Origin of the sequence: Agrococcus jejuensis (assembly GCF_900099705.1) — a bacterium.
GTDB classification, from domain to species: Bacteria; Actinomycetota; Actinomycetes; order Actinomycetales; family Microbacteriaceae; genus Agrococcus; species Agrococcus jejuensis.
This window is the reverse complement of the sequence record NZ_LT629695.1, coordinates 2,385,938-2,412,417: the sequence shown is the minus strand read 5'-3', so window position 1 is coordinate 2,412,417 and position 26,480 is coordinate 2,385,938. Positions and strand designations below refer to the sequence as shown.

Annotated in this window: 21 protein-coding genes; 5 read left to right on the top strand and 16 right to left on the bottom strand. The window is 72.2% G+C overall.

What is annotated here, in order from left to right:
- Window positions 1-3: 3 nt before the first annotated feature.
- The 5 genes from BLQ67_RS11420 to BLQ67_RS11400 all read right to left on the bottom strand — a co-directional run bounded on the left by BLQ67_RS11420 (window position 4) and on the right by BLQ67_RS11400 (window position 7,175).
- Entirely contained in the window at window positions 4-1,098 is a 1,095-nt protein-coding gene (locus BLQ67_RS11420) for a substrate-binding domain-containing protein (protein ID WP_092505169.1), read from the bottom strand.
- 40 nt (window positions 1,099-1,138) lie between these two features.
- Entirely contained in the window at window positions 1,139-2,413 is a 1,275-nt protein-coding gene (gene mmsB / locus BLQ67_RS11415; RefSeq protein ID WP_172802308.1) for a multiple monosaccharide ABC transporter permease, read from the bottom strand.
- A complete protein-coding gene (gene mmsA / locus BLQ67_RS11410) occupies window positions 2,410-3,927 on the bottom strand; it encodes a multiple monosaccharide ABC transporter ATP-binding protein (protein ID WP_092506911.1) in 1,518 nt (505 codons plus the stop codon). Before mmsA ends, mmsB begins: the two co-directional genes overlap by 4 nt.
- 169 nt (window positions 3,928-4,096) lie before the next feature.
- Window positions 4,097-5,254, bottom strand: a complete 1,158-nt coding sequence (locus BLQ67_RS11405; protein WP_092505167.1) for an ROK family transcriptional regulator — start codon at window positions 5,252-5,254, stop codon at window positions 4,097-4,099.
- Window positions 5,255-5,318: 64 nt separating this feature from the next.
- Window positions 5,319-7,175 (bottom strand): ABC transporter ATP-binding protein, encoded by a 1,857-nt coding sequence (locus BLQ67_RS11400; RefSeq protein ID WP_407922492.1) that lies wholly within the window; start codon window positions 7,173-7,175, stop codon window positions 5,319-5,321.
- A gap of 214 nt (window positions 7,176-7,389) precedes the next feature.
- Here BLQ67_RS11400 and BLQ67_RS11395 point away from each other — a divergent pair, with 214 nt between their 5' ends.
- From BLQ67_RS11395 to BLQ67_RS11375, 5 genes are all read left to right on the top strand, one after another.
- Window positions 7,390-8,517: an ABC transporter substrate-binding protein gene (locus BLQ67_RS11395; RefSeq protein WP_092505163.1), complete on the top strand. Its 1,128-nt coding sequence runs from the start codon at window positions 7,390-7,392 to the stop codon at window positions 8,515-8,517.
- Window positions 8,496-9,380: an ABC transporter permease gene (locus BLQ67_RS11390; RefSeq protein ID WP_231945033.1), complete on the top strand. Its 885-nt coding sequence runs from the start codon at window positions 8,496-8,498 to the stop codon at window positions 9,378-9,380. The genes BLQ67_RS11395 and BLQ67_RS11390 overlap by 22 nt, the downstream gene beginning before the upstream one ends.
- Window positions 9,381-9,432: 52 nt before the next feature.
- Window positions 9,433-10,281, top strand: coding sequence for an ABC transporter permease (locus BLQ67_RS11385; protein ID WP_231945032.1), 849 nt, complete (start codon window positions 9,433-9,435; stop codon window positions 10,279-10,281).
- On the top strand, window positions 10,278-11,363 hold the full coding sequence (locus BLQ67_RS11380) for an ABC transporter ATP-binding protein (protein WP_092505161.1): 1,086 nt from the start codon (window positions 10,278-10,280) through the stop codon (window positions 11,361-11,363). Before BLQ67_RS11385 ends, BLQ67_RS11380 begins: the two co-directional genes overlap by 4 nt.
- Before the next feature lie 70 nt (window positions 11,364-11,433).
- Window positions 11,434-12,234, top strand: a complete 801-nt coding sequence (locus BLQ67_RS11375) for an NAD-dependent epimerase/dehydratase family protein (protein ID WP_197674602.1) — start codon at window positions 11,434-11,436, stop codon at window positions 12,232-12,234.
- A gap of 42 nt (window positions 12,235-12,276) precedes the next feature.
- Here the strand turns inward: BLQ67_RS11375 and BLQ67_RS11370 are convergent, their stop codons facing one another.
- The 11 genes from BLQ67_RS11370 to BLQ67_RS11320 all read right to left on the bottom strand — a co-directional run bounded on the left by BLQ67_RS11370 (window position 12,277) and on the right by BLQ67_RS11320 (window position 26,478).
- Complete coding sequence (locus BLQ67_RS11370) at window positions 12,277-13,722, bottom strand: cryptochrome/photolyase family protein (RefSeq protein WP_092505159.1); 1,446 nt, start codon at window positions 13,720-13,722, stop codon at window positions 12,277-12,279.
- A 238-nt stretch (window positions 13,723-13,960) separates the two neighbouring features.
- Window positions 13,961-15,211 (bottom strand): kynureninase, encoded by a 1,251-nt coding sequence (locus BLQ67_RS11365; RefSeq protein WP_092505157.1) that lies wholly within the window; start codon window positions 15,209-15,211, stop codon window positions 13,961-13,963.
- A 105-nt stretch (window positions 15,212-15,316) separates the two neighbouring features.
- Complete coding sequence (locus tag BLQ67_RS11360) at window positions 15,317-16,054, bottom strand: MBL fold metallo-hydrolase (RefSeq protein WP_092505155.1); 738 nt, start codon at window positions 16,052-16,054, stop codon at window positions 15,317-15,319.
- Window positions 16,051-16,818 (bottom strand): hypothetical protein, encoded by a 768-nt coding sequence (locus BLQ67_RS11355; RefSeq protein WP_092505153.1) that lies wholly within the window; start codon window positions 16,816-16,818, stop codon window positions 16,051-16,053. Before BLQ67_RS11355 ends, BLQ67_RS11360 begins: the two co-directional genes overlap by 4 nt.
- Window positions 16,815-17,438: a DUF1684 domain-containing protein gene (locus BLQ67_RS11350; protein WP_092505151.1), complete on the bottom strand. Its 624-nt coding sequence runs from the start codon at window positions 17,436-17,438 to the stop codon at window positions 16,815-16,817. Before BLQ67_RS11350 ends, BLQ67_RS11355 begins: the two co-directional genes overlap by 4 nt.
- A gap of 95 nt (window positions 17,439-17,533) precedes the next feature.
- A complete protein-coding gene (gene rplL, locus BLQ67_RS11345) occupies window positions 17,534-17,920 on the bottom strand; it encodes a 50S ribosomal protein L7/L12 (RefSeq protein ID WP_092505149.1) in 387 nt (128 codons plus the stop codon).
- Window positions 17,921-17,947: 27 nt separating this feature from the next.
- The gene (gene rplJ, locus BLQ67_RS11340) at window positions 17,948-18,466 is read right to left on the bottom strand and encodes a 50S ribosomal protein L10 (protein ID WP_092505147.1); all 519 of its coding nucleotides are present in this window, start codon (window positions 18,464-18,466) and stop codon (window positions 17,948-17,950) included.
- Window positions 18,467-18,706: 240 nt separating this feature from the next.
- Window positions 18,707-20,047, bottom strand: coding sequence for a hypothetical protein (locus BLQ67_RS11335; protein WP_092505145.1), 1,341 nt, complete (start codon window positions 20,045-20,047; stop codon window positions 18,707-18,709).
- A gap of 195 nt (window positions 20,048-20,242) precedes the next feature.
- Entirely contained in the window at window positions 20,243-22,123 is a 1,881-nt protein-coding gene (locus tag BLQ67_RS11330; RefSeq protein WP_092505143.1) for a cell wall-binding repeat-containing protein, read from the bottom strand.
- 144 nt (window positions 22,124-22,267) lie between these two features.
- On the bottom strand, window positions 22,268-24,781 hold the full coding sequence (locus tag BLQ67_RS11325; protein WP_092505141.1) for an LPXTG cell wall anchor domain-containing protein: 2,514 nt from the start codon (window positions 24,779-24,781) through the stop codon (window positions 22,268-22,270).
- 170 nt (window positions 24,782-24,951) lie between these two features.
- Entirely contained in the window at window positions 24,952-26,478 is a 1,527-nt protein-coding gene (locus tag BLQ67_RS11320; protein ID WP_197674601.1) for a sensor histidine kinase, read from the bottom strand.
- Window positions 26,479-26,480 lie beyond the last annotated feature (2 nt).

Genomic DNA, 26,480 nt, shown 5'->3' with positions numbered 1-26,480 from the left:
GGACTACGGCTGCGTGAGCGGCTCGAGGTCCGGGTTCTCGGCGTACGCCTCCGCAGCGTTCGCCTGCGTGACGATGACCGGCTCGAGGAGGTTCGAGGGAACCTCGGTCACGCCGTTGTCGGACTCGCCGGTCGTGGTGACCTCCTCGCCCGCCTGCAGCTGCGAGACCATGTCGATGGTCGCGGCCACGAGCGCACGCGTGTCCTTGTAGATCGTCGAGTACTGCACGCCAGCGACGATCGACTCGACCGACGCGACCTCGGAGTCCTGACCGGTGACGACGGGCGTCTCGAGCCCGGCGTTGTCGGCCGACGTGAGGATGGCGCGAGCGAGGTTGTCGTTCGGCGAGAGCACGCCGTGGAGCTGGATGCCCTGGTACGACGTCTGCAGGATCGTGTCCATGCGGTTCTGCGCGTTCTCGGCTGCCCAGTCCTCGGTGGCCGTCTGCTGCACCGACGTCTGACCCGACACGATGTTGATCGTGCCGTCGTCGATGGCGGGCTGGAGCACGCTCATCGCGCCGTCGAAGAACACGGCCGAGTTCGAGTCGTCGGCCGAGCCCGAGAAGAGCTCGACGTTCCACGGCTCCTGGCCGGGGAAGCGCTCCTCGAGACCCTCGAGCAGCGACTGCGCCTGCAGCTCGCCGACGTGGAAGTTGTCGAACGCGACGTAGTAGTCGACGAGGTCGGAGTTCTGGATGAGGCGGTCGTAGGCGATGACCGTGACGCCCGCGGCGTCGGCGGCCTCGAGCTGCGCCGCGAGCTGGTTCGTGTCGGCGGCGCCGATCACGATCACCTCGACGCCCGAGTCGATCATCGTCTGGATCTGCTGCTGCTGGTCGCCGACGGCGTTCGACGAGCCTGCGTACTGCACGTTGCCGTCGAAGCCGGCCTCCTCGAGACCGTTCTCGAACAGGTCGCCCGCGAGCACCCAGTTCTCGGAGGTCTGGTCGGGCAGGGCGACGCCGATCGACGCGTCGGCTGCGAAGCCGGCGGCGTCGTCGCCGCCCTCGGTGCCGGGGTCGGTGCGGCCGCAGCCGGTGAGCGCCACGCTGACGGCGGCGATGCCGGCCAGCGCGACGAGTGCGGACTTCTTCATTGCGGTTCTCCTTGTTCGGTGAGGGAGTCTGGGGTCGCGGCTACGAGGAGAGCTCGTCGCGGGATCTGCCCCGCATGCCGCGCAGGAGCAGCCCGATGATCGAGAACCTGCCCTGCTGCTTGTTGACGACGTCGATCGCGACGGCGATGAGGAGCACGATGCCCTTGATGATCTGGATCCAGTCGGCGCCGGTGCCGATCGCGAAGAGGCCGTTGGTGAGCACGGCCATGACGAGGCCACCGATGATCGAGCCCGCGACGGTGCCGATGCCGCCCGCGACGGCCGCGCCGCCGATGAACACCGCGGCGATGGCGTCGAGCTCCCAGCCGGTGCCGTCCTGCGGGCCGGCGAAGCGGGCGCGGGCGACGTACATCATGCCCGCGACGGCGGCGAGGGTCGACATGTTGGCCATGACGAAGAAGTCGGTCCAGCGCGAGCGCACGCCCGACAGCTCCGCGGCGCGGCGGTTGCCGCCGACGGCGTAGATGTGGCGACCGATCGTCGTGTTGTTCGTGAGGAAGCCGTAGGCGAGCACGAAGACGACGAGGATGACGCCGGCGAGCGGGAACGACTGGCCGACGCGACCCGACGCGAAGAGCAGCGTCGCGACGACGATGACGGCGCCGACGAGCACGAGGCGCGTGATGAGCACCCAGGCGGGCGAGACCTCGGCGCCGGTGCGGAGGCGGCGGGCGCGTCCGCGCAGCTCGAGCAGCACGACCGCGGCGATCGCGACGAGGCCGAGCACGAGCGTCGAGTTGTTGAAGCCCGTGTTGGGGCCCCACTCGGGCAGGAAGCCGGCGAGCGCCGCAGTGAACTCGGGGTCGACGCCGGGGCTGCGCGTGACGCCCGTGAGCTGCTGCAGGCCGCGGAACATGAGCATGCCCGCGAGGGTGACGATGAACGCTGGCACGCCGACGAACGCGACCCAGAATCCCTGCCAGGCGCCGATGACCATGCCGAGCGCGACGCCGAGCGCGAGGCTCGCGTACCAGGGCCAGTTCCAGTCGGCCATCGAGAACGCCACGACGACGCCGACGAACGCGGCGACGGAGCCGACCGACAGGTCGATGTGGCCCGCGATGATCACCATCACCATGCCGATGGCGAGGATGAGGATGTACGAGTACGACTGGACGACGTTGATGAGGTTGCCCGACGAGAGCGTCGCACCGTCGGTCGCGATCTGGAACACGACCACGATCACGACGAGCGCGCCGAGGATGCCGAACTCCTTGAGCGACCCCTTCTTGCCGAAGAGCATCGAGAGGTCGGAGATGCGGAATCGCCTCCGCTCCTGCACGTCGTTGGTCATGCGGCTTCACCCTTCGTCGGCGCCATGCGGCGCATGAGCGTCTCCTGGTCGGCGTCGGCAGCACGGATCTCGCCCGTGATGCGACCCTCGAAGATCGTGTAGATGCGGTCAGCGAGGCCGAGCAGCTCCGGCAGCTCGCTGGAGATGAGGATCACGCCCTTGCCCGCATCCGCGAGCTCGCGCACGATCTGGTAGATCTCGGTCTTGGCGCCCACGTCGATGCCGCGCGTCGGCTCGTCGAGGATGAGCAGGTCGGGGTCGGTGAACATCCACTTCGACAGCACGACCTTCTGCTGGTTGCCACCGGAGAGTGTGTCGACGCCCATCTCGACCGTGGGGGCCTTGATGCGCAGCGTCTTGCGGTACTCCTCGGCGACCTTCGTCTCGGCGAGGCCGTCGACGACGCCGCCGTGCGAGATCTTGCCGAGCTTCGCGGAGACGATGGAGCGCTTGATCGTGTCGAGCAGGTTGAGCCCGAGCGCCTTGCGGTCCTCGCTCACGTAGGCGATGCCGTGGCGGATGGCCTCGGAGACCGAGCGGATCTGGATCTCCTGCCCGTCCTTCACGATCGATCCGCCGAGCCACGTGCCGTACTGACGGCCGAAGATGCTCATGGCGAGCTCGGTGCGGCCGGCGCCCATGAGGCCCGCGAAGCCGACGACCTCGCCACGGCGCACCGTGAACGACGACTGCTTGGCGACGAGGCGCTCGGCGGAGAGCGGGTGCTGCACCGTCCAGTCGCGCACCTCGAAGAAGACCTCGCCCGCGTGGCCCGCGCGGTCGGGGAAGCGGTTGCCCAGCGTGCGGCCGACCATGCCGCGGATGATGCGGTCCTCGTCGACGGCGCCATCGGCGATGTCGAGCGTCTCGATGGCCTTGCCATCGCGGATGATCGTGATCGCGTCGGAGACGGCCTCGATCTCGTTGAGCTTGTGGCTGATCATGATCGACGTGACGCCCTTGGCGCGCAGGCCGACGATGAGGTCGAGCAGGTGCGCGGAGTCGCCCTCGTTGAGGGCGGCGGTGGGCTCGTCGAGGATGAGCAGCCGCACGTCCTTCTCGAGCGCCTTCGCGATCTCGACGAGCTGCTGCTTGCCCACGCCGATGTCCTTGATCTGCGTGTCGGGGTCCTCCTCGAGCCCGACGCGGGCGAGGAGCTCGATCGTGCGCACGCGCACGGTGTCCCAGTCGATGCCGACGCCGCGGCGGGGCTCGTTGCCGAGGAAGATGTTCTCGGCGATCGAGAGCTCGGGCACGAGCGCGAGCTCCTGGTGGATGATCACGATGCCGGCGCGCTCGGAGTCGTTGATGCGGCCGAACGCGACCGACTCGCCCTGGTAGACGATCTCGCCGTCGAAGGAGCCGTGCGGGTAGACGCCCGAGAGCACCTTCATGAGGGTGGACTTGCCCGCGCCGTTCTCGCCGCAGATCGCGTGGATCGTGCCGGCGGCGACCTCGAGGCTCACGTCGTCGAGGGCGCGGACGCCCGGGAACTCCTTGGTGATGTGGCGCATCGACAGGATGACCGGCTTCGCCTGTGCCACGCTCGCTCCCTCGCTGGCCCAGCACCGTCGGCGGACCGAGGCTCACGATACGAAACACTCCGCCTTGTCGTCAAGTCGTGAACGCAGTGGATGCAAACTCTGTCGCTGCATGAACGCAACGATTCGATCACGGGGTACGTCAGACGAGCGCGGGCGACCGCGCGGCGTCGCGTGCGACCGCGAGCGCGCCCAGCACCTCCGCCCGCTCGCCGAGCGACGTCGCGACGACGTCGGTCGAGGATGCGAGCGCGTGGATCGCGAAGCGGCGGAAGCCGTCGCGCACCGGCTCGAGCAGCAGCTCGCCCACCTCCGACAGCGGCCCGCCCACCACGACCACGGCGGGCGCGAGCAGGTTGGCGGCGTTGGCGACGGCGCGGCCGATCGCGACGCCGGCGTCCTCGATGACGCGGCGCGTGACGGGGTCGCCCGCGAGCGCCGACGTGACGATGTCGGCGGTCGAGACGGGGCGGCGCAGCGCCGCCGACAGCTCCTGCGTCATGACGCGCACCGACGCGAGCGTCTCGAGGCAGCCGCGGTTGCCGCACACGCACAGCGGCCCCTGGGGGTCGACCTGCACGTGCCCGAGCTCGCCGGCGATGCCGATGGCGCCGCGGTGCAGGCGCCCGCCGAGCACGAGGCCCGTGCCGATGCCGGTGCCGACCTTCACGAACATGAGGTCGTCGACGCCGCGGTGGGCACCGACCGTGCGCTCGGCGGTCGCGCCGAGGTCGGCGTCGTTGCCCACCTCGACGGGCATGCCGAACGCCTCCGAGATCGCGTCGCGCGAGACGCCCACCCACTCGGGCAGGATCGTGTGCCCCGCGATGGTGCCGGTGCGCAGGTCGAAGGGACCGGGCACGCCGACGCACATCGCGGCGACGTCGCGCAGCCCCTCGCCGTCGAGCATCTCGGACAGCGCGTGCGCGGCGACGGCGAGGCTCTCGGATGCGTGGTGCCCGGCAGGCAGCTCGACGTGGCGCTCGACGATGGGCTGCAGGTCGGCACGCGACGCGGCGATGCGCACGTGGCGCCTGCCGAAGTCGACGCCGACGACGACGGGACCCGTGCCCGACTCGATCGTCACGAGCGTCGCGCGCCTGCCCTGGTGGATCGTGGGCCCGGTCGTGACGATGCCGCGCTCGCGCAGGTCGCGCACGATGTTCGACACCGTCGCGTTGGCGAGGCCCGTGCGCTCGGCGAGCTCCGACTGCGTCGCCGGCCCGTCGCGCAGCACGTCGGCGATGCGCGCCTCGTTGGCCGCGCGCAGGGCGCCTTGAGATCCCGGGCGTCGCTGCATGCGTTCATCGTCGCCCCCGCGCGCCCTTGCTGTCAACTAGTGAACGCAAACCTGCGCGTCGCCGTCATGCGTTGGCGCGCTGCTCGGAGTGCAGCAGGGCGTATGCGCCGCCCGCCGCGAGCAGCTCGTCGTGCGTGCCGCGCTCGACGATGCGGCCGTGGTCGAGCACGACGATGACGTCGGCGTCACGGATCGTCGAGAGGCGGTGCGCGATCGCCACGACCGTGCGGCCGCGCGACGCGGCGTCGAGCGCCTGCTGCACGATGCGCTCCGACACGGTGTCGAGCGCGCTCGTCGCCTCGTCGAGGATCAGCACGGCCGGATCCTTCAGCAGCACGCGCGCGATGGCGATGCGCTGCTGCTCGCCCCCCGAGAGCCGGTACCCGCGCTCCCCCACGACCGTGTCGAAGCCGAGCGGGAACGAGCGGATGGTGTCGAGGATGTTCGCGCCGCGCGCGGCCTCCTCGAGCTCGGCGTCCGTCGCATCCGGCTTCGCGTAGCGCAGGTTCTCGGCGATCGTCGCGTGGAAGAGGTAGGCGTCCTGGCTCACGATGCCGATGGCGTCGGTCAGCGAGCGATGGTCGAGGTCGCGCACGTCGACGCCCGCGAACCGAACGACGCCGCCCGCCGCCTCGTAGAGCCTGGGCACGAGGTACCCGATGGTCGTCTTGCCGGCGCCGGACGCGCCCACGAACGCGACGAACGTGCCGGGCTCGACCTCGAACGACACGTGGTCGAGCGTCGGCGGCTCGGACTCGAGCGCATCGGGATAGCGGAAGACGACGTCGTCGAACGCGATCGCGCCCAGGCGATCGGCGGGCACGGGCAGCGCATCCGGCCGGTCGACGATCTGCGGTCGCAGGTCGAGGTACTCGAAGATGCGAGCGAAGAGCGCGCCGGAGGTCTGCAGGTCGAGCGCGACGCGCAGCAGCCCCATGAGCGGCATGAGCAGGCGCGCCTGCACGGTCGTGAAGGCGACGAGCGTGCCGGCGGTCACGGCCTGCAGGTCGTTCGTGATGAGCAGCGCCGCGATGACGTACACGACGGCGGGGATCACGGAGATGAAGATGGAGACGACGGCGAAGAACGTCTGCCCCGTCATCTGCTGCCGCACCTGCAGCTCGATCTGCCTGCCGTTCTCGTCGGCATAGCGCTGCGACTCGTCCTGCTGCCTGCCGAAGACCTTCGCGAGCAGGATGCCCGAGACCGACAGCGCCTCCTGCGTGATCGACGTCATCTCCGACAGCGACTCCTGCGTCTTCGTGGCGATCCGGGCACGGACCTGCCCCACGCGACGCTGCGCGATGACGAGGAGCGGCGTGAGCAGCACTGCGACGATCGTGAGCTGCCACGACAGGATGAGCATCGTCACGAGGCTCGAGATGACCGTGACGGTGTTGCCGACGACCGACGACACCGTGTTCGACAGCACGGTCGCGACCCCGCCGACGTCGTTCTGCAGCCGCGACTGGATGACGCCCGTCTTCGTGCGGGTGAAGAACGCGAGCTCCATGCGCTGCAGGTGGTCGAACAGCTGCGTGCGCAGGCTGCCCATGACCGTGTTGCCGACGCGAGCGGTGAGGTACGTCTGCCAGATGCCGAGCAGGCTCGACGAGACGAGCAGCGCGACCATGCCGCCCACGAGCGCGAGCAGCAGCCGCATCTGCACGCCGCCCGACTCGGGGAAGAGCGCGTCGTCGAAGATGCGCTGCGTCAGCAGCGGCGGGAACACCCCGATCGCCGCGACGACGAGCACGAGCGCGATCGTGAGCGCGATCGCTGGGCGATGCGGTCGGAACAGCGCCATGATGCGGCCGAGGAGGTTCGGGATGCGAGGCGCGTCGGCGTTCTGCGCTCGCTGCACCGACTCGTCTCGGCTCGCCATGCGCATCCCGCCGCCGCGCGGACCGCCGGCCATCATGCTCATGCGGCCACGCTACGCCTGCACGCGCACGGCGATCGCCGCGTCCGCCGGAGGCGCAGCGCATCCACCGCACGACGGCGGGCTCCGCGCCCCCGACCCACCCCGCAAGGTGAGGGTCGCTCACCGTCCACGGTCCGTTCACCGTGGCGACACCGCCCGCTGCCACGGTTCCCCAGGCGCGCTCTCGCGCGCCCAGTGACCAAGGAGCACCATGCGTCTCAAGCACCTCGCGGCACCCGCCGCGTTCACCATCGCGGCCCTCGCGCTCGCGGGCTGCTCGTCGTCGGCCGACGCCGACGCCGAGGTTCCCGACGTCGACGCGTCGACGACCACGAGCGCCGAGGACTTCGGCGGCATGGAGGGCCTCATCGCCGCCGCAGAGGCCGAGGGCACCCTCAACGTCATCGCCCTCCCCGAGGACTGGGCGAACTACGGCGCCGTCATGGACCTCTTCGAGGAGACCTACGACATCGAGATCGTGTCGGCGAACCCCGAGGCGTCGAGCGCCGAGGAGATCACGGCCGCGCAGGACCTCGCCGGCCAGGACACGGCCCCCGACGTCTTCGACCTCGGCCCCGCCGTCGCGCTCGCCAACGAGGACATGTTCGCGCCGTACCAGGTCGAGACGTGGGACTCGATCGCCGACGAGAACAAGCACCCCGAGGGCCTCTGGGTCAACGACTACACAGGCATCATGGCCGTCGCGTACGACGCGGACGCCGTGCCGGCTCCCGAGTCGTGGGAGGACCTGCTCGGTGACGAGTACCGCGGCTCCGTCGCGCTGAACGGCGACCCGACCCAGGCCGGCGCCGCGCTCGCGGGCGTCGAGCTCGCCGCCATCCAGTCGGGCGGCTCGGCCGACGACATGCAGCCCGGCATCGACTTCTTCGCCGAGCTCGCCGCCGCAGGCAACTTCCTGCCGCTCAATGCCACGAACGCGACCGTCGCGTCGGGCGAGACGCCCGTCGTCATCAACTGGTCGTACATCGAGGCCGCCAACCAGGTGGCGCTCGAGGGTCAGCGCGACTGGCAGATCTGGATCCCCGAGGGCCAGGCGCTCGGCTCGTACTACAACCAGGCCATCAACGCCGACGCCCCGCACCCCGCGGCCGCGCGTCTGTGGCAGGAGTTCCTGTTCTCGGACGAGGCGCAGAACATCTGGCTCGAGGCCGGCGCCTTCCCGGTGCGCCTCCAGTCGATGATCGACGACGGCACGGTGGACCAGGACGCCCTCGACGCCGTGGGCACGCCCCCGGCCGACCTCGTGCAGCTGACGGCCGAGCAGGCCGAGGCCGCGTCGGCGCTCGTCGCCGAGCAGTGGGCGACCGCAATCCAGTAGGCCGTGGACGCGGTGCCGGGCAGCTGCTCGGCACCGCGCTCGGCCTCACTCCCTTCGCGCTCCTCACCCTCTGCTTCCTCGCCATCCCGACGGCCATCGCCGTCGCATCGGCGTTCGTCGGCGAGGACGGCTTCACGCTCGACGCGATCGCGGCGATCTTCTCGCCGACGGTGCTCGGGTCGATCTGGGCATCCATCTGGGTGTCCGCCCTCACGGCCGTGCTCGGCGCGGCCGTCGGCGCCCTCGTGTGCCTCGCCCTGCTGGGCCTGCCGCCCACGAGCCTCGTGCGCCGCACCGTCGACGCCGCCTCGGGCACCCTCGCCCAGTTCGGCGGCGTCATGCTCGCGTTCGCGTTCATCGCGACCATCGGCATCCAGGGCCTCGTGACCGTGTGGATGCGGGATGCGCTCGGCATCGACATCTACTCGGGCGGCGTCTGGCTGTACCAGGTGCCCGGCCTGATCCTCCCCTACCTCTACTTCCAGATCCCCCTCATGGTCATCACCTTCATGCCGGCCGTCGACGGCCTGCGCGCCCAGTGGGCCGAGGCGAACGCGTCGCTCGGCGGCACGCGCGCCCGCTACTGGCTGCACGTGGGCGGGCCGATCCTCGCCCCCGCGTTCCTCGGCAGCCTCGTGCTGCTGTTCGCCAACTCGTTCTCGTCGTTCGCGACCGCCGCGGCCCTCATCAGCCAGGGCGGGCAGATCGTGACGCTGCAGATCCGCGGCGCGCTCGTGTCCGAGACGGTGCTGGGCCAGGAGGGCCTCGCGGGCGCCCTCGCGCTCGCGATGATCCTCATCATGACGGTGCTGATGTGGGGCTACTCGCTGCTGCAGAAGCGCACGGAGAGGTGGCAGCGGTGATGACCTCGATCCTCGAGACGCCGACGCGAGCGAACGCTGCGAGGTGGCAGCGGTGAGCCGCCGCCGCGCCTCCGACGTCGCGCCCGCACCCTGGGCACGCTGGACGATCCTCGGCATCGTCGGCGCCCTCTTCGCCATCCCCATCGTGGCGATGGTGGAGTTCACGCTGCGCACGCGCGACGGCATCACGTTCGACCGGTGGACGGCCCTCGCCGAGGGCCTCGCCTCCGGCAGCCGCACCTACCGGATGCTTGGCGAGGGCATCGCGGTGTCGCTCGGCCTGTCGGTCGTGACGGCCGTGCTCATCGTCGCGATCCTCGTGCCGACGATGGTGCTCGTGCGCCTGCGCGCGCCGCGCCTGCAGCGGGTGCTCGAGATGATCTCGATCCTGCCGATCTCGATCCCCGCGATCGTGCTCGTCGTCGGCCTCGCGCCGGTGTACGCGTCGATCGCCCGCGTCGTCGGGTCGTCGGCGTGGCCGCTCGCGCTCGCCTACGCCGTCGTCGCCCTGCCGTTCGCGTACCGGGCGATCCAGGCCGAGCTGCGACTCGTCGACGTCGGCACCCTCACGGAGGCTGGGCGCTCGCTCGGCGCCGGCTTCGCACGCACGCTCGTCGAGATCGTCGTGCCGAACATCCGCCGCGGCATCCTCACCGCGTGCATCCTCACCGTCGCGATCGTGCTCGGCGAGTACACGATCGCCGCGCTCCTCAACCGCATCGTGCTGCAGACGGCGCTCGTGCAGATCCAGCAGGCGGATGCGTACGCATCCGTCATCGTGTCGCTCGTGGCGCTCGCGTTCGCGTTCGTGCTGCTGCTCGTGATCGCGATCGCGGGCGGCGGGCAGCCGCGCTCGAAGCAGCCGAAGTCGGCGAAGACCAAGAAGGGCTCTCGCGCATGACCGCGATCGCACAGCAGACCGCCACGACGATCGACCTGCAGCAGGTCGTGAAGCGGTACGGCAGCCACACGGCGCTCGACAGCGTCGACCTCACCCTCGCGCCCGGCGAGCTCGTCGCGCTGCTCGGCCCGTCGGGCTGCGGCAAGACGACGGCGCTGCGCTGCCTCGCGGGGCTCGAGGACATCCAGGAGGGGCAGATCCTCATGGACGGCGTCGACGTGTCGTCGACGCCCATCGAGCGCCGCGACATCGGCATCGTGTTCCAGGCGTACTCGCTCTTCCCGCACATGACGGCGGCGCAGAACGTGGGCTACGGCCTGCGGATGCGCGGCGTCGGCCGCGCCGAGCGCGAGACGCGCGTCGCCGAGGGCCTCGAGCTCGTGGGCCTCGCGCACCTGGGCGAGCGGTTCGCGCACGAGCTCTCGGGCGGTCAGCAGCAGCGTGTCGCCCTCGCGCGCGCCATCGTGACGCGGCCGCGCCTGCTGCTGCTCGACGAGCCGCTGTCGGCGCTCGACGCCAAGGTGCGCGTGAGCCTCCGCGACGAGATCCGCCGCATCCAGCAGGAGCTCGGCATCACGACGGTGTTCGTGACGCACGACCAGGAGGAGGCCCTCGCGGTCGCCGACCGCGTCGCCGTCATGCGCGCGGGCCGCATCGAGCAGATCGGCAGCCCCGAGGAGCTCTACCGGTCGCCGGCGAACCCGTTCGTGGCCGACTTCGTGGGGCTGTCGAACCGCGTGCCCGGCACCGTGGATGCGTCGGGCTTCGTCGCGCACGGCGAGCGCCTGCCCGTCCTCGGCTCCCCCGCGGTCGGCGCGGGCGTCGCGCTCGTGCGCCCCGAGCACGTGCGCCTCGCGGCATCGGGCATCGCGGCGACGGTGCTGACGAGCGCGTTCCTCGGCTCGATCCGCCGCACGACCGTCGACCTCGGCGACGGCACGATCGTGGCCGTGCAGCACGACGCGTCCGAGGTGCACGAGCCCGGCGACGCCGTGCACGTGGCCTTCACGGGCGCACCCGTCGTGGTCGAGCCCGGCGTCGACCACGTGGAGCCGGCAGCGATCGACGCACCCGCGGCCTGACCCGTCGAATCCGCGACGCGACCTGCGCGGATCGGACGTGAGCGCGTCGCCGGCCTGCCACGATGGGGGCGTGCACGACATCGCGGGAACCAGCTGGGCGATCACGGGTGCCGCGGGCACGATCGGCCGACGCGTGCGCGCCGCGCTGCGCGAGCGCGGCGTGCAGCTGCGCTCGCTCGACGTGCGCGACGTCGAGCCCGTGGACGCCGACGATCTCGTCTCGCTCGTCGACCTCGACGACCTGCCGGGCCTCGAGCGGTCGTTCGCGGGCGTCGACGGCATCGTGCATCTCGGCGGGCTCGCCGACGAGGCGGACTTCCACGATCTCGCTGCGGTGAACGTCGTCGGCACGTACCACGTGCTCGAGGCCGCGCGCCGGGCCGGCGTGCCGACGGTCGTCTACGCCAGCAGCAATCGGGTGACGGGGATGTACCCGACGACGACGCGCGTCGACCCGGAGATGCCGCCGCGCCCCGACGGCTTCTACGGCGTCTCGAAGGTCGCAGGCGAGGCGCTGTGCAGGCTCTACGCCGACAAGTTCGGCGTGCGGACGATCGTCTTGCGGATCGGCAGCTACGAGGCCGAGCCCACCACGGCGCGCGAGCGCTCGACCTGGCTGAGCCACGACGATGCGATCCGCGCCGTGCTCGCGGCGATGCGCGCGACGCAGCAGCATGCCGTGCTCTACGCGGTGTCCGCGAACCGCGAGGCCTGGTGGGACCTCGGCGCAGGCGAGGCGGTCGGCTTCGTGCCGCAGGACGACGCCTCGGCATGGAGCATCGCGGGCGGCGCCGACGAGCCGCAAGGTGGCGCGTTCGCGACCCCCGCCTACTCGCTCGAGCGCATGCGCGACCTCGACGCCACTCGCTGAGCCGCCTGCCGTCGCCGCGTCGTCCACGCACGTCGCCGGCCCTCAGCCGCGCTCGGCCCTTCGCTGCCGCATCCGCGCGAGCGGCTGCGCGAGGCGGTGGTTGCCTGCGAGCACGTCCTCGTGGCGATCGAGGAACGCCCAGTACGCATCGGTGAACGCCGACTCGCGCGCCGCACGATCCGACGACCACCACCGGCCCATCCGCTGCAGGTAGGCGCCGCCCGAGACGTACGGCTTCGTGCCCACGAGCCCGCCGTCGGCGAACTGGCTCATGCCCATGACGTTCGCGACCATGACCCACGGGTACGCGTCGACGAAGAGCGACAGGAACCACCGGTCGACGGATCGCGGCGCGTAGCCCTGCATGAGCATCCAGCTGCCCAGCACCATGAGCCGCTCGATGTGGTGCGCGTACGCGAGGGCGTGCACGCGCTGCAGCACGACGCGCACGGGCTCGGGCAGCGTGAGCGGCACGTCGTCGAGCGTGTACCACCAGTCCTCGAGCTCGCGGTCGAGCTCGAGCGCGTTCGCATGCTCGAGCTCGGGATGCGCGCGGTACATGCCGCGCATGTGCTCGCGCCAGCCGAGCACCTGTCGCACGAACCCCTCGAGCGACGCCAGCGGCACGTCGCCGCCCCGCGCGAGCGCCACGTCGAGCACCTCCTGCGGATGCAGCAGGCCGACGTTGAGCATGGGCGTGAGCACCGAGTGGAAGAGCACGGGCTCGTCGCGGTGCATCGCATCCTCGTACCGGCCGAAGCGCGGCAGCCGCTCGTCGACGAAGCGCTGCAGCCAGTGCAGGGCGCTGCGGCGCGTGACGGGCAGCCACAGGTCGCGCGCGTCGCCGGGGTGGCTCGCGAACCGCTCGCGCACCTCGGCGATCGTCGCCCGCGTGACGTCGTCGTGCCGCGGCTCGGGCAGGGTCGGCACCTCGATGCCGCCCTTCGGCAGCGGCTCGCGGTTGTCGTGGTCGTAGTTCCACTGCCCGCCCGCGGGGCCGTCGCCATGCATGAGGATGCCCGTGCGCTGGCGCTGCCAGCGGTAGAAGTCCTCCATGCGCGCGTGCTCGTGCTCGGCGTACCAGGCGTCGACGTCGGCCTCGGGCGTGAGGAACATCGCGTCGGCGACCGTGCCGTGCGCGATGCCGAGGCGCTCGCACGTGGCGCGGATGCGCTCGTCGGTGCCGCGGTCGGCGGCGCGCATCCATCGCAGCTCCGTCACGTCGTGGCGGCGTACGAGCTCACCGATGCCGTCGGCGAACGTCAGGCCGTCGGCGAGGTCGATCGTCTCGACGCGGATGCCGCGCCCGCGCAGGTCGGCCACATGGTGCCGCATGGCGGCGAGCAGGAAGGCGATCTTGATCTGGTGGTACGGCAGGCGCTCGAAGAGCGCCGCCGACTCCACGACGAGCACGACGTCGGTGCCGGGATCGTCGACGAGCGGATGATGCGGCAGCAGCTGCGTGCCGAGCACGAGCGCTGCCCTCATCGGGGGTCTCCGAGCTCGCGCATCCGCATCCCTCGATCCTGGCAAGCACCGCGTCGCGCTCGCACCGACTTGCGCCTGCCGTCGTTCGGCCACGTCCTGCGGCGATTGGCCACCTTCTGCGGCGATTGGCCAACTTCTGCGGTGATTGGCCACTTCGTGCGATCGATTGGCCACGTTCTGCGACCGAAGCCCGTCGATTGGCGCCAATGTGCGCCAATCGACGCCGCGCCCGCCCGCCTCACGTCACGCGGCCGCGCTCCGTCGGGTACGCGAGGTGCCGGCCCTCGGCGACGATCGCGCGCAACCGGTCGAGGCCCGCCCACACGTCCTCGAACGAGGTCGTGAGGGCCGCGAGCCCGATGCGCAGGCGGTCGGGCGTGCGGAAGTCGGGGATGACGCCCGCGTCGATCCACGCCTGGCACGCCTGCCACGCCTCAGGATGCTCGAGCACGACGTGCGCACCGCGCAGCGCCGCATCCCGAGGGCTCGCGACCCGGAAGCCCAACGGCGTGAGCCACGCGTCGGCGAGCGCGATCGCGAGGTCGCCGAGCGCCGAGCCCTTCGCCCGCAGCGCGGCGACGCCGGCCGCCTCGATCGTGCGCACGCCCTCGCGCACCGCGGCGATGCCGCGCACGTCGGGCGTGCCGGCGGCGATGCGGTCGATGCCGGCGACCGGGTCGTAGTCGGGGGCCATCGCGAACTGGTCGGCCTGCGAGAACCAACCCTGGATGGGCGAGCGCAGCGCGGGCAGCAGGTCGGCGCGCACGTACGAGAACGCCGGCGCACCCGGCCCCGCGTTGAGGTACTTGTACGTGCAGCCGACGGCCATGTCGGCGCCGGATGCGGCGAGCGGCACCTCGACCGATCCGGCGGAGTGGCAGAGGTCCCAGAGCGTGAGCGCGCCGACCTCGTGCGCGAGCGTCGTGAGCCCGGCGAGGTCGAGCAGCGCGCCCGAGCGGTAGTGCACGTGGCTGAGGCAGACGAGCGCGACGGTCTCGTCGAGCAGCGGCGCGAGGTGCTCGGCGCGCACGCCGTCGTCGATCGGCGCCGCGATGCGCACGAGCTCGAGCCCGTGGTCGCGCGCGACGCCGTCGAGCACGTACAGGTCGGTCGGGAAGGCGTCGGCCTCGACGAGGATGCGCGTGCGGCCGGGCCGCGCCCGCACGGCGGCGACGGCGAGGCGGTAGAGGCTCACCGTCGTCGAGTCGCCCACGAGCACCTGCCCGGGCGCGACGCCGAGCACGACCTCGCCGAGCAGGTCTGCCGTCGCGCGCGCCTCCTCGAGCCACCGCGGCCACGAGCGGATGAGCCCGGCACCCCACTGCTGCTCGACGACCCGGGCCAGCGCGTCCGCCGTCGTGCGCGGCAGGCGCCCGAGCGAGTTGCCGTCGAGGTAGACGCGATCGTCGGCGTGCACGAACCGGTCGCGGTGCGCGGCGAGCGGGTCGGCGGCGTCGAGGGCGCGGGCGTGCTCGAGCGTGAGGTCCATGCGTCGATCCTGCCGTGCGCACCCCGGGCGAGATGCGCACGTGAGCGCGTCGGCAGGCCCGCATGGCGGATGCCGCGCCGCTCACGTGCACATCTCGCCCGCCGATCAGCCGGGCAGCTGCGTGAGGTCGAGCCCCTCGGGCGCAGGACCCTCGCCGCGCAGGTGCGCGAGCCCCGCGGCGAGCAGGTCGCGCTGCTCGGCCACGGACCCGGGCGTCGTGACGTCACCGTGGCCGGGCACGACGATCGGCTGCAGGTCGGGTGCGAGCCGGTCGAGCGCCGCGACCCAGCCCGCGAGGTCGGCGTCGTGCAGCTGCGGCGGATCGCCCACCTCGACGAGGTCGCCGAGCACGCTCACCCCGCGGGCGGGCACGTGCAGCACGAGGTCGCCGACCGTGTGCGCGTGGCCGACGGGGTCGAGCACGACGTCGATCCCGCCGACGCGCAGCACGAGGCGCTCGGCGACGGGATGCGTCGGCAGCGGCGGCACGAACGCGCGCAGCCAGTCGGGCACCTCGCCCGCCATCTGCGCGACGAGCGCGTCGCGTTGCAGCGCGCCGGTGTCGCGCAGGTCGTCGATCGCCGCGGGATGCGCGTGGCTCGGCACGTCGGCGAACGCGCCGAGCCCGAACACGTGGTCCCAGTGCGGATGCGTCACGACGACCGCGACCACGCGCCCGCGCCGCTCGGCGAGCGCGCGCAGCTCGGCACCTCGGTTCGGCGTCGCGCCGACGTCGACGACGAGCACCTCGCCGTCGTCGACCACGAGCACGGCGTTCATCGCCGCCTCGGGCAGCGTCACGACGAGCACGCCGGGCGCGACCTCGACCTGCGCGAACGTCATCCGCGCTCGATCCGGGCGACGATCCGATCGATGCCCTGCGGCCACAGCCCGGGGATCCACGCCGGCCCGCCGAGCATCGACGCGGCGATGCCGCGCAGCTCGCGCACCGGGTCCCATGGTCCATCCACCGGCCAGTCCGGACCATCGACCGCTGCGACGCAGCAGTCGCGCAGGCGATCGGCCGGCGTGGCCTCGACGACGGGCGCCGCAGGCGGGCGTCGCCACCAGCGCCACTCGCGGCGCACGGGCTCGGGGCGCAGCGAGTGCGCAGCCGCCAGCACTTCGGCGTCATCGCCGTCGTGCATGCGCTGCAATGCCCGATCGAGGTCGGCGTCGCGCAGGGCCGGATCCCACCGGCAGCGCAGCAGCGGCGAGCCACGAACCACGTCGGCGATCCAGGCGTCGCCCGGCTGCTCGGGCGGCGCCGCCCCGAGCACGGGGCGGCCCGGCGCGCCCATCCTGGAGTCGCACCGGTCGGTCGGATCCTCCGCGAGCGTGCCGGTGATGGCAGCCCAGAGCGCGCGCGGCGCGACGGCCTGGAGGCCCCCGCCAGCCGTCGCACCGAAGTGATAGCCGTCGTCGCAGCGGAACGTGGCGGCGTCGAAGGTGAGCTCCGTCGTCTCGGCACCACCGACCGCACCGAGTCGTCCCTTCCTGTCCACGGCGTGGGAGAGGTCGCGCAGGATCGTGATGCTCGGCCCGTCGACGTAGGACGTGGCCAGGACGAGCCCGGGCTCGACGGGAACGCTCTCGGACGGCATCATCGCCCGATCCCAGCCCGCAGCAACGGATGCCGCTCCCCCACCGGGATCGGCACGTCGACGCGGTTGCCGGCCGGCGGCAGCGGGCACGCCCACGCCGGGTCGTAGGCGCACGATGGCGCGTAGGCGAAGTTGAGGTCGAGCACGATCGTGCCGTCGCCCATGCCCAGGTCGGCGCCCTTCACGGTGTCGACGAGGTAGCGGCCGCCGCCGTAGGTGCCGCCGTCGCGCCCGGCGAGCGCGTCGCGCACGGGCACGAACAGCCCGCCGCCGTACGACCGCAGGCGCCACACGTCGAGCGTGCCGACGCCCGGCAGCGTCGCCGTCGCCCAGCGCTCGAACGGCACGATGCCGTCGGTGCCCGTCTCGACGTCCCACCGCACGCCGTCGGCCGGCTCGAGGGAGCACTCGAAGCGCCACGCGGGGTCGTACGGCGCGACGTCGGCACCGACGAGGTCGGCACGCGCGGATGCGGGCACGGGAGAGGCGGGATGCGTGCGCAGCAGCGCGTCGCGCTCGCGGCGCCACAGCGCATGCGCCGCCTCAGGCGATGCCGCCGCGCGCACCGCCGCATAGATCGCGAACACGTGTCGGCGCCAGTCGACGACGTCGGTGGGCTGCATCCGTCGAGCGTACGACGCGGAGCCCGACCCTCGACCACATGCACGAAGCCCCGCACCGAACGAGTCGGTGCGGGGCTTCGCGAGGAACGAGGTGACTACTTGACGGTCACCGTCGCGCCGGCCTCCTCGAGGTCGGCCTTGGCCTTCTCGGCGTCCTCCTTCTTCGCGCCCTCGAGCACGTTGGCGGGAGCGCCATCGACGAGAGCCTTGGCCTCGCCGAGGCCGAGCGACGTGAGCGCACGCACGACCTTGATGACCTGGATCTTCGCCGAGCCGGCGGCCTCGAGGACGACGTCGAACTCCGTCTTCTCCTCCTCGGCCGGAGCGTCAGCACCACCGGCAGCGGGGGCTGCGGCGACGGCGACGGGGGCGGCGGCGGTGACCTCGAAGGTCTCCTCGAACGCCTTGACGAACTCGCTCAGCTCGATGAGCGTGAGGCCCTTGAACTGCTCGAGCAGCTCCTCGGTGGACAGCTTTGCCATCTCTATCTCCTGTGGTTCTGCCACGGCCTACTCGGCCGCGGACTCCTGCTTGGCACGAAGCGCGTCGACGGTGCGAGCCGCCTGCGCGAGAGGTGCCTGGAACATGTACGCCGCACCGAACAGCGAGGCCTTGAAGGCACCGGCCAGCTTCGCCAGCAGCACCTCCCGCGACTCGAGCTCGGCGAGCTTGGTGACGTCCTCAGCGGTGAGCGGGCTACCGTCGAAGTAGCCGTTCTTGACCACGAGCTGAGGGTTCGCCTTGGCGAAGTCACGCAGCGACTTCGCGACGGCGACGGGGTCGCCGTGCACGAAGGCGATCGCCGACGGCCCCTGGAGGCTGTCGTCGAACGCCGAGATGCCAGCCTTGTTGGCGGCGATCTTCGTGAGCGTGTTCTTCACCACGGCGTAGGTTGCGTGCTCGGAGATCGATCGACGCAGCGTCTTCAGCTGCGCGACCGTGAGCCCGCGATACTCGGTGAGCAGGACAGCCGACGAGGTCTCGAACAGGTTCGAGAGCTCGGCGACCGCAGTCTCCTTGTTCGCCATGGTGCTCCTTGATCGGATGCTGGTCCGACGGAGAAAACGAAAGGAGCTCCGGCGCATGCGCACGGAGCTCGGCCCAGAAGCTGGGATTCACACCTGCGCGGGCCGGGATCCTCTCGGATCCACCTTCGTCGTCGAGCGCCTGGGCGCACGCCGATGACCAGCGGTCTTGGGTATGACGTCAGGATAGACGCACGAGGCCCGGCCGCGCAACTCGCGCGGCCGGGCCTCGTGTCGGATGGGTCAGCGGATGCGTGCCATGCGGCGCACGCCGACGCCGGCGGCGACGAGCGCGCCCGCGAGCAGCAGCCCGATCCACAGCGGCGATCCACCGGTCTGCGGCAGCTCGCCGCCCGACGGCGACACGGCCGGCGCGGCGGTCGTCGGCGCGGGTGCGACGGGCGCCGAGGTCGTCGGCGCGGGCGCGGTGGCCGTGGGCGACGGTGCGACGACCGGTGCGTAGGTCACGGTCGCGGTGTCGGACGGCGCGGTGCCGATCTGCTGCGGCGGACCCTCGCCGCCGCCCACGAGCACGTACGCGGCCTCGGCCCGGATCGACGCCTCGACGGTGCCGGCGCCGACGAACCCGCCGACCGTCACGACGTAGTCGGCCTCGTCGCCGGTCACCGCGACGGTCGAGGCACCGGCGGTGCCGCCGAGCACGACGTCGTCGGCGGCGAAGCCCTCGACGGGCTCGGAGAACGTGACGGCGAACGTCGCGGGCTCCGTCGCGATCGTCGTGTCGCCGACGGGCGCGATCGTCACGGTCGGCAGCGACTCGACGTAGACGAGCGTGATCTCGTCGGGCTGCGTCGCCGGGCGACCGGATGCGACCGACGTCACCGCGCGCGTCTCGACCCGCACGAAGTAGCTGCCGTAGCTCTCGAAGCCGTCGACCAGCACCTCGTAGGAGGCGCCGGACCCGGTCACCGACACCGTGGTCGGTCCGGCGCCGAAGACGTCGACGTCGTCGGCGTCGAAGCCCTCGACGGGCTCGCTGAACGTCACGGACAGCCGCGCGGGACCCTCGGTGAACGCGCGCGTCTGCCCCGCGGCAGGCGCGAACGTCGTGACCGGGTAGAGGCCGTCGATCTGCGTCGTGTACGCGTACTGCGACGCGTCGGCGCCGTTCGAGTACTGCGTCGTCACGAGCGTGTACGTGACGCCGGCGGTGAGGCCGATGTCGATGCGCGGCCGTAGCGAGCCCGTGCCGTCGTCGTCGGCCGCGAGGCATCCGACCGTCGGGTTCGTCGGGTCGAAGGCGCCCTCGTAGAGGTGGAAGTAGCCGTCGGCGCTCTGCTCGACGCTGTCGTCGTTCGCGAGCGCGTGGCTCGTCATGTCGATGCGGTAGCCGCCGGTCTCGGGCACCGTGAACGTCTGCACGTCGTAGTACTGCTGCCCGAAGCCGGCCGACTCGCCGTCGCAGTTCCACGTGCGCTCCCACGTGGCGTCACCCGCCTGCAGCACGCCGCTGAAGGTCTGCGTCGAGTCGGCGTTCGCGGCGGCGGCCCCGAGGCCGATGCCTCCGAGGGCGAGGATCGCGGTGAGCGCGGCCGCGGATGCGCGGCGCATGGATCGGGGCATCGATGGCTCCTCGTCGGGGTCGCCCCGGTGCTGCGGGGCGGCGCCGACGCACGTCGGCCTACCGCGACCCTATGTCCCCGCGGCACGAATGAGCGACGCTCATCCGTCGGCGCGTGCCCCGGTTCGCGTCAGGGGGCTCGAGACGCAGATGGGGCCGGTCGCGCGACGCGACCGGCCCCATCCTTCGTTCGTCCGTCAGGCGCAGACGGCGTACGCCTCGACCGCCGGCGACACCGACGGCGTGCCGCCGAGGATCGTGACGGCCGGGTAGCCCAGTCGGGCGAGGTCGGCGACGACGCCCGGCTCGAGGCACTCGGGGCGCGTCAGGTACATCGGCGCGCCCTGCGCTCCGGCGACCGCCGCGCCGGCGAGCGCGTCGGGGAACGTGAGGCCCGAGGCGACGTAGGCGACCGGCGCGGTCGTGAACGCCTGATTCACGGCGACCGCCGTCGCGAAGCGGTCGGCGCCTTCGAGGCGCTGGACGACGTCGACGCGGGCGTCGATCGCCGAGGCCGTCGCCGCCGACACCGACGCGGCGCTGCCGATCACGCGCGCCTCGTCGACGCCGAGCGTCGCGATCGCACCCGCGACGTCGGGGTCGAGCACCTGGCCGTAGACGAGCAGGAGCGGCGCGTCGGCAGCGCCTGCCGCCGCGCCACCCGCAAGCGCATCCGGGAACTTCTCCCCCGACGCCACGTACGCCACGGCGGACGTGCCGAACACCTGGGTCGCGACCATGGCGCTCGTGGCGTAGCGGTTCGCGCCCGCGATGCGCTCGAGGTTCTCCTCGCCCACGATCGCGCCCACCTGCGCGGCGACCGCCGTGCTGATCGACGGATCGCCGCCCACGATGACGACGCGCGACGGGTTCAGGCGATCGATCTCGGCGCCGACGACGGCGGGCAGCGACTCGCGGGTCGTGAGCAGCACGGGGCCGCCCTCGTGCGCCGCGGCGGGACCGGCCGACAGGGCGTCGGGGAACGACGTGCCCGACACGAGGTAGACGACGGGCGCACCCGTCGGGAACGCCGACTGCGACAGGGCGACGGAGGTCGCGAAGCGGTCGGCGCCCGCGAGCCGCGTCGGCTGCTGCGGCTGCGGCGCGTCGACGACGGTGCCCGCCCAGTCCCAGTGCGCAGCGGAGAACGCCGCGGTCGCGTTCGAGCCATCGCGGTCGCCCCGCAGCACCTGCTGCACGCGCTCGGAGGCGTCGCCCGCGCAGGGGTGGATGCGCGGCTGCGCATCGCGCACGAACAGCACCTCGGCGCCGTCCGGCGAGAAGACGCCCGTGTGGTCGGTCGACGGCTGCGCGAAGGGCGCGACGCCCGACCCGTCGACGTCGACGATCGACGACGGCTGCGGAGCTCCGCAGTCGGCGACGGTCGAGTACTGCACGGTGCCGTCGTACGAGATGGTCTCGGGCGTGACCCATTCCGACCCCACCGCAGGGACGACGACGCGCACGGAGCCGGTTGCGACGTCGACGGCGTCGAGCGAACGCGAGATCCCGTGGCCCCCATTGACGGCGGCGATGATCTCGTCGCCGTCGGGCGCGAAGCCGCGTGGGTAGCGCACGCCGTCGGCCCCGAGGCCGGGCAGCGTCGTCTGCGCGCCGGTCGCGATCGACTGCGTCCACGCCCCGGCATCGCCTGCCATGAGCAGCTGCGTGCCATCGGGCGAGATGTCGACGAGGTAGCCGCCCGTCGTCCAGTCCGCATCCTGGTCGAGGACGATCGCGCCCGTCTCGACGTCGACGACGACCGTGCGATAGTCCCCGTCGCCGTCGCGGAAGTCGAGGGTCTGGAAGGCGAGCCGGTCGCCGTCCGCTGACAGTGCGAGGTCCATGAGGTGCTCGCCGACGCCGCCGGCGTGATCGTAGGTGATGAGCGTCTCGCTCGTCCCCGCCGTCTCCATGGTGATCACGCCCGCTGCTCCGTGCACGATCACACCTCCGTCCACGACCTCCGCAGCAGCGACCGTCGGCACCGTGAGGCCCGCCAGCACGATCGCTCCGACTCCGACGACTCCCCAGGTGGCGCGCACGCAGATCTCCCTCGACTCGGTGGGTGGATGCATCGATCCTCTCCACCGAGCCTGGGCATCGGCTGCCCCGCCGGTGTCAGTCGCCGGGGAGCGCGGCGTCGGCGGGCGCGGTGCGTGCGCCGAGGACGCGGGAGGGCGGGCGACGCTCGCGCGCCGCCCGCCCCTGCACGCTGATCGTCAGCGCGTGCGCGTGCGGCGCACGACGCCGCCGAGCGCAAGCAGCAGCGCAGCCGCGAGCATGAGCGCCCACGACGGCTCGCCGCCGGTGCGCGGCAGCGTCGACTGCGCAGCGGCGCCGGCCGTGGATGCTACGCCAGGTGCCGTCGCGGCGGGCGCCGCTGCGACCGGCGCGGGCGTCACGACGCTCGCGGGGACGTAGGCGATCGCGGCGTCGGTCGACGCCTCGATCCGCGCGTTGGCGACGCCGAAGCCGCTCACCACGGCACCCTCGCGGATGGCGATCGAGATCGAGCCCGCGTCGAACGTGCCCGAGACGCGCACCGTGAAGTCGTAGAGCAGCTCGTCGGCCGCGGCAACGTCGAGGGCGGTCGCCGCCGCCGCTGCGTCACCGAGCATCGGGCCGCCCCGCGGCGTCACCTCCACGACGATGTCGCGCCCGCTGCCGAGCACGATGACGTCGTCGGCATCGAAGCCCGAGACCGGCACCGAGAACGACACGTCGAACACGAACGGCTGCACCGCCGTCGAACCCGACTGGCCCTCGGCCAGCGTGATCGAGGCCGTCGGCGTCGGCGGCGCGAACTGCACCGTCGCATCCACCGACGTCGAGGCGAGGTTCGCGACGCCGTACTGGCTCACCGCGGCACCGGCAGGCAGCGCGAGCGTCACCGTGCCGGGGCGCACCATGTCGAACACGGTGGCGGTGTACCACGAGCCCGAGCCCTGCAGCGAGACGGTCGACGCACCGGCCGTGCCACCGACGACGAAGTCGCTCGCCTCGAGACCCGTGACCTCCTGCGACAGCTGCACCTCGAAGGTGATGAACCCGAACGTCTCGGGGTCGGCCTGCGAGAAGCCCTGCTCGACGGTGACGGTCGGCGCCGGCGGTGCGAACAGCACGCCCTCGTCGGACGCCGCCGACGCGAGGCTCTCCGTCTCGAGCGGGCCCACCGCAGCGCCCTCCAGGACCGACAGCGTGATCGTGCCCGCGCGCACGGCGCCCGAGACGGTCGCGATGAACGCGTCATCTCCGACGGGGAGCAGGTCGACCGTCGTCGCGCCGGCCGTGCCGCCGATGACGAGGTCACTCACCTCGAGGCCCGTGACGGGCACCGACGAGCGGATGTCGAACACGGCGTCGTCGACGTCGGTCGTCGCAGGCTGCTGCGAGCCGCGGGCGACGACGATCTCGGGACGGGCCGGCGCGAACGCGACGGTCACGGCGTTCGACGCCTCGTTCGGCGCGCCGAAGCTGCCGCGCACCCTGTCGGCAGGCACGGAGACCGCGACGTCGCCCGCGCGCTGGAAGCCGTCGACGACGACCTCGTAGGTGCGACCCGAGCCGGTCACCGATGCGACGGCGCCGGCCGGCGCGTCGAGCTCGACGTCGTCGACGCCGAAGTCCGTCACGACATCGGCGAACGTCACGACGAACCGCACGGTCCCGTCGCTCGTCGGCGACTCCTGGCCCTCGGCGAGCGTGATGGTGGTGGGCACGGTCCTGCCGATGAAGCCGGTGCCGGAGGCTGCCGGGCTGCTCACGCCCGCGTACTGCACCGCGCCGGCTCGGACCTCCATCGTGACCGCGGCCGGTCGATCGATCGACCCGATCGCCACGTGGTAGAGGCGGCCACTGCCGCTGATGGTCACGCCCGAGACGACGGCACCCGTGAACGTCAGGTCGTCGACGTCGAAGCCGACGACGTGCCGACCGAAGTCGACGCTGAACGCGCCCACCGTGCTCGGTGCGTAGGTGGTCTGGGACACCGTCGTCTGCAGCGAAGTGTCGATGATCCGCCCAGTGAAGCCGACGAGGGGCGACGCCGTGTTGGCGACGCCTCCAGCGCTGACCGCAGCGCCTGCGCGCACCGAGAGGGCATACGTCCCGATGCGGAGTGGTCTACCCACCGAATCGAGCCGAAGTCGGTAGCCGGCACCCGAGCCCTCCACGGCGAACTGGGCGCCCAGGGGAGGGCTGCCGAGGTTCGTGACGAGGACGTCCGTCGCGTCGAAGCCCGTCACCGGCTCTGAGAAGGTGACGTCGAAGTACGCGGGCAACGCTGTCACCGTCGACGAGCCGGCGTTGGTGACTGCCACCGTGACCGGTGCAGCCACGGCCGCGGTCGCGATCGGCTGCGCCGCTGCGACGGCGGGAGCCGACTGCGCGGCCGACGCGGCGGGCGTGGCGATGGACTCGTCGACCGTGTCCGTCGCCGCGGCCGCTGCGGGCTCGTCGAGCGCGACGGGCGCCGTGATCTCGACAGGAGCCGACGGCTCCTCGACGACAGCCGGGGGCTCCGACGGTGCGGGCGCCGCCGCGCTGGCGGCCGGCTGCGCGTCGGGCGCCGGCGCCGCCTCGGTGGGCGTCGGCTGCGACGACTCGACGGTGACGTCGGCCGGTGGCGTCACGTCGGCGGCGGTCGCGGCGGCGACGCCGAGCGACATGCCGCCGACGCCGATCGCGAGGGCGAGCGCGGAGGCGACCGCGCGTCGAAGGATCCGGGTGGTCATGGGGCTCCGTCTGCGACCTGCGCCGCATCGGCAGCGCCCATCGTCATCAGACCGGCGCCGCAGGGCCGGCGCGCGATGGCCCGGATGCCCTGACCCTAGCGCGAGATTGAATCATCCTCACCATATTGGGTGCGACACGCCGTATCACGCTCGCCGAGGCATGCGCGGATTCAGTCGGTGCGGTCGCTCCCGGCCGGTGCGGCAGACGCGACGAGCGGCACGCGGATCGTGAAGACCGTGTCGCCGGGCGCGCTGCGCATGTCGATCGAGCCGCCGTGCGCCGTCATGATGGCGCGCACGATCGCGAGGCCGAGCCCGCTCGAGCCCGCTGCCCGCGACCGCGAGGCGTCGCCGCGCACGAAGCGCTCGAACAGCGTCGCCTGCAGCTCGGCAGGCACGCCCGGACCATCGTCGGCGATCTCGAGCACCGCGTCGTCGCCATCCGTCGACAGCCGCGCCTCGACGTGCGTGCCGGGCGGCGTGTGGATGCGGGCGTTCGCGAGCAGGTTCGCCACGACCTGCTGCAGGCGCATGAGGTCGCCGACGACCTCGACGGGCTCCTCGGGCAGCTCGAGCGCCACGGGATGGTCGGGGCCCGCCACCTGCGCATCCGCGACCGCGTCGATCACGAGCAGCGAGAGGTCGACGCTCTCGCGATCGATCTCGGTGCCCTCGTCGAGGCGTGCCAGCAGGAGCAGGTCGTTGACGAGCGCCGACATGCGGTGCGCCGCCGCCTCGATGCGCCCGAGCGACTCGCGCGCGTCGTCGCTGAGCGACGCGTCGTGCTTGCGCGTGATCTCGGCGTAGCCCTGCACGGCGGCGAGCGGCGTGCGCAGCTCGTGCGACGCATCCGCGACGAACTGCCGCACCTTGCGCTCGGATGCCGCACGGGCCTCGAGCGACGACTCGATGTGCTCGAGCATGCGATTGACGCTCTCGGTCACGCGCCCGACCTCGGTCGCGGGATCGGAGACCCGCACGCGGTTCGACAGCTGCACCTCGCCCGTGTCGAGCGGCAGCTGCGAGATGCGCTCGGTCGTGACGATGACCGACGTGAGCGGCCGCAGCGCGCGACGGATGAGCACGTCGCCGAGCGCGACGAGCGCGAGCGCCGCGACGAACACCGACACCGCGATGACGAACGAGAGCGCGAGGAGCGTCTGGTAGGTGCCGCGCAGCGGCAGCGCGACGGCGAGGTCGCCGAACGGCTGGCCGTTCACGGCGGCGGGGTACGTGCAGACACGCTGATCGCCCATGCCGTCGGTGAGCGACACCGTCTGGCACGTGCCGACCGTCGACCCGTCGACGAGCCGCTCGAGGTTCTCGTCGGAGAGCACCTCGGGGCTCGCGCCGTTGAGCGTGCCCGCGGTGACCGGCTCGCCGTCGTGCAGGAACACGAAGCTCGTGCCCGCGTAGATCTGGCCGTACTCGGGGTTGGTCTGCGCGCCCTGCACGTCGGCGTCACCGGTGGTGACGTAGCCGAGCAGCACCGCCCGCATCGACCCCTTGATCTGGTCGTCGAGCTGGTTCGTGAGCACGCCGCGCATCGCGAGCACGCTCGCGAGGGCGATGCAGGAGGTCAGCAGCACGAAGGCGGCGACGACCGCCACGAGCAGTCGTCGTCGCAGCGACCACCGGGAGGTGACGCGAGTGCGGGCCGGCGCATCCGGTGCCGACTGCGCCGGCGCCGTCGTCACCG

Bases quoted from the DNA above. Each gene is read 5' to 3' on its own strand.
- BLQ67_RS11420 (WP_092505169.1), bottom strand. From the start codon at position 1,098: ATGAAGAAGTCCGCACTCGTCGCGCTGGCCGGCATCGCCGCCGTCAGC.
- mmsB (WP_172802308.1), bottom strand. From the start codon at position 2,413: ATGACCAACGACGTGCAGGAGCGGAGGCGATTCCGCATCTCCGACCTC.
- mmsA (WP_092506911.1), bottom strand. From the start codon at position 3,927: ATGCGCCACATCACCAAGGAGTTCCCGGGCGTCCGCGCCCTCGACGAC.
- BLQ67_RS11405 (WP_092505167.1), bottom strand. From the start codon at position 5,254: ATGCAGCGACGCCCGGGATCTCAAGGCGCCCTGCGCGCGGCCAACGAG.
- BLQ67_RS11400 (WP_407922492.1), bottom strand. From the start codon at position 7,175: ATGATGGCCGGCGGTCCGCGCGGCGGCGGGATGCGCATGGCGAGCCGA.
- BLQ67_RS11395 (WP_092505163.1), top strand. From the start codon at position 7,390: ATGCGTCTCAAGCACCTCGCGGCACCCGCCGCGTTCACCATCGCGGCC.
- BLQ67_RS11380 (WP_092505161.1), top strand. From the start codon at position 10,278: ATGACCGCGATCGCACAGCAGACCGCCACGACGATCGACCTGCAGCAG.
- BLQ67_RS11370 (WP_092505159.1), bottom strand. From the start codon at position 13,722: ATGAGGGCAGCGCTCGTGCTCGGCACGCAGCTGCTGCCGCATCATCCG.
- BLQ67_RS11365 (WP_092505157.1), bottom strand. From the start codon at position 15,211: ATGGACCTCACGCTCGAGCACGCCCGCGCCCTCGACGCCGCCGACCCG.
- BLQ67_RS11360 (WP_092505155.1), bottom strand. From the start codon at position 16,054: ATGACGTTCGCGCAGGTCGAGGTCGCGCCCGGCGTGCTCGTCGTGACG.
- BLQ67_RS11355 (WP_092505153.1), bottom strand. From the start codon at position 16,818: ATGATGCCGTCCGAGAGCGTTCCCGTCGAGCCCGGGCTCGTCCTGGCC.
- BLQ67_RS11350 (WP_092505151.1), bottom strand. From the start codon at position 17,438: ATGCAGCCCACCGACGTCGTCGACTGGCGCCGACACGTGTTCGCGATC.
- rplL (WP_092505149.1), bottom strand. From the start codon at position 17,920: ATGGCAAAGCTGTCCACCGAGGAGCTGCTCGAGCAGTTCAAGGGCCTC.
- rplJ (WP_092505147.1), bottom strand. From the start codon at position 18,466: ATGGCGAACAAGGAGACTGCGGTCGCCGAGCTCTCGAACCTGTTCGAG.
- BLQ67_RS11335 (WP_092505145.1), bottom strand. From the start codon at position 20,047: ATGCCCCGATCCATGCGCCGCGCATCCGCGGCCGCGCTCACCGCGATC.
- BLQ67_RS11330 (WP_092505143.1), bottom strand. From the start codon at position 22,123: ATGCATCCACCCACCGAGTCGAGGGAGATCTGCGTGCGCGCCACCTGG.
- BLQ67_RS11325 (WP_092505141.1), bottom strand. From the start codon at position 24,781: ATGACCACCCGGATCCTTCGACGCGCGGTCGCCTCCGCGCTCGCCCTC.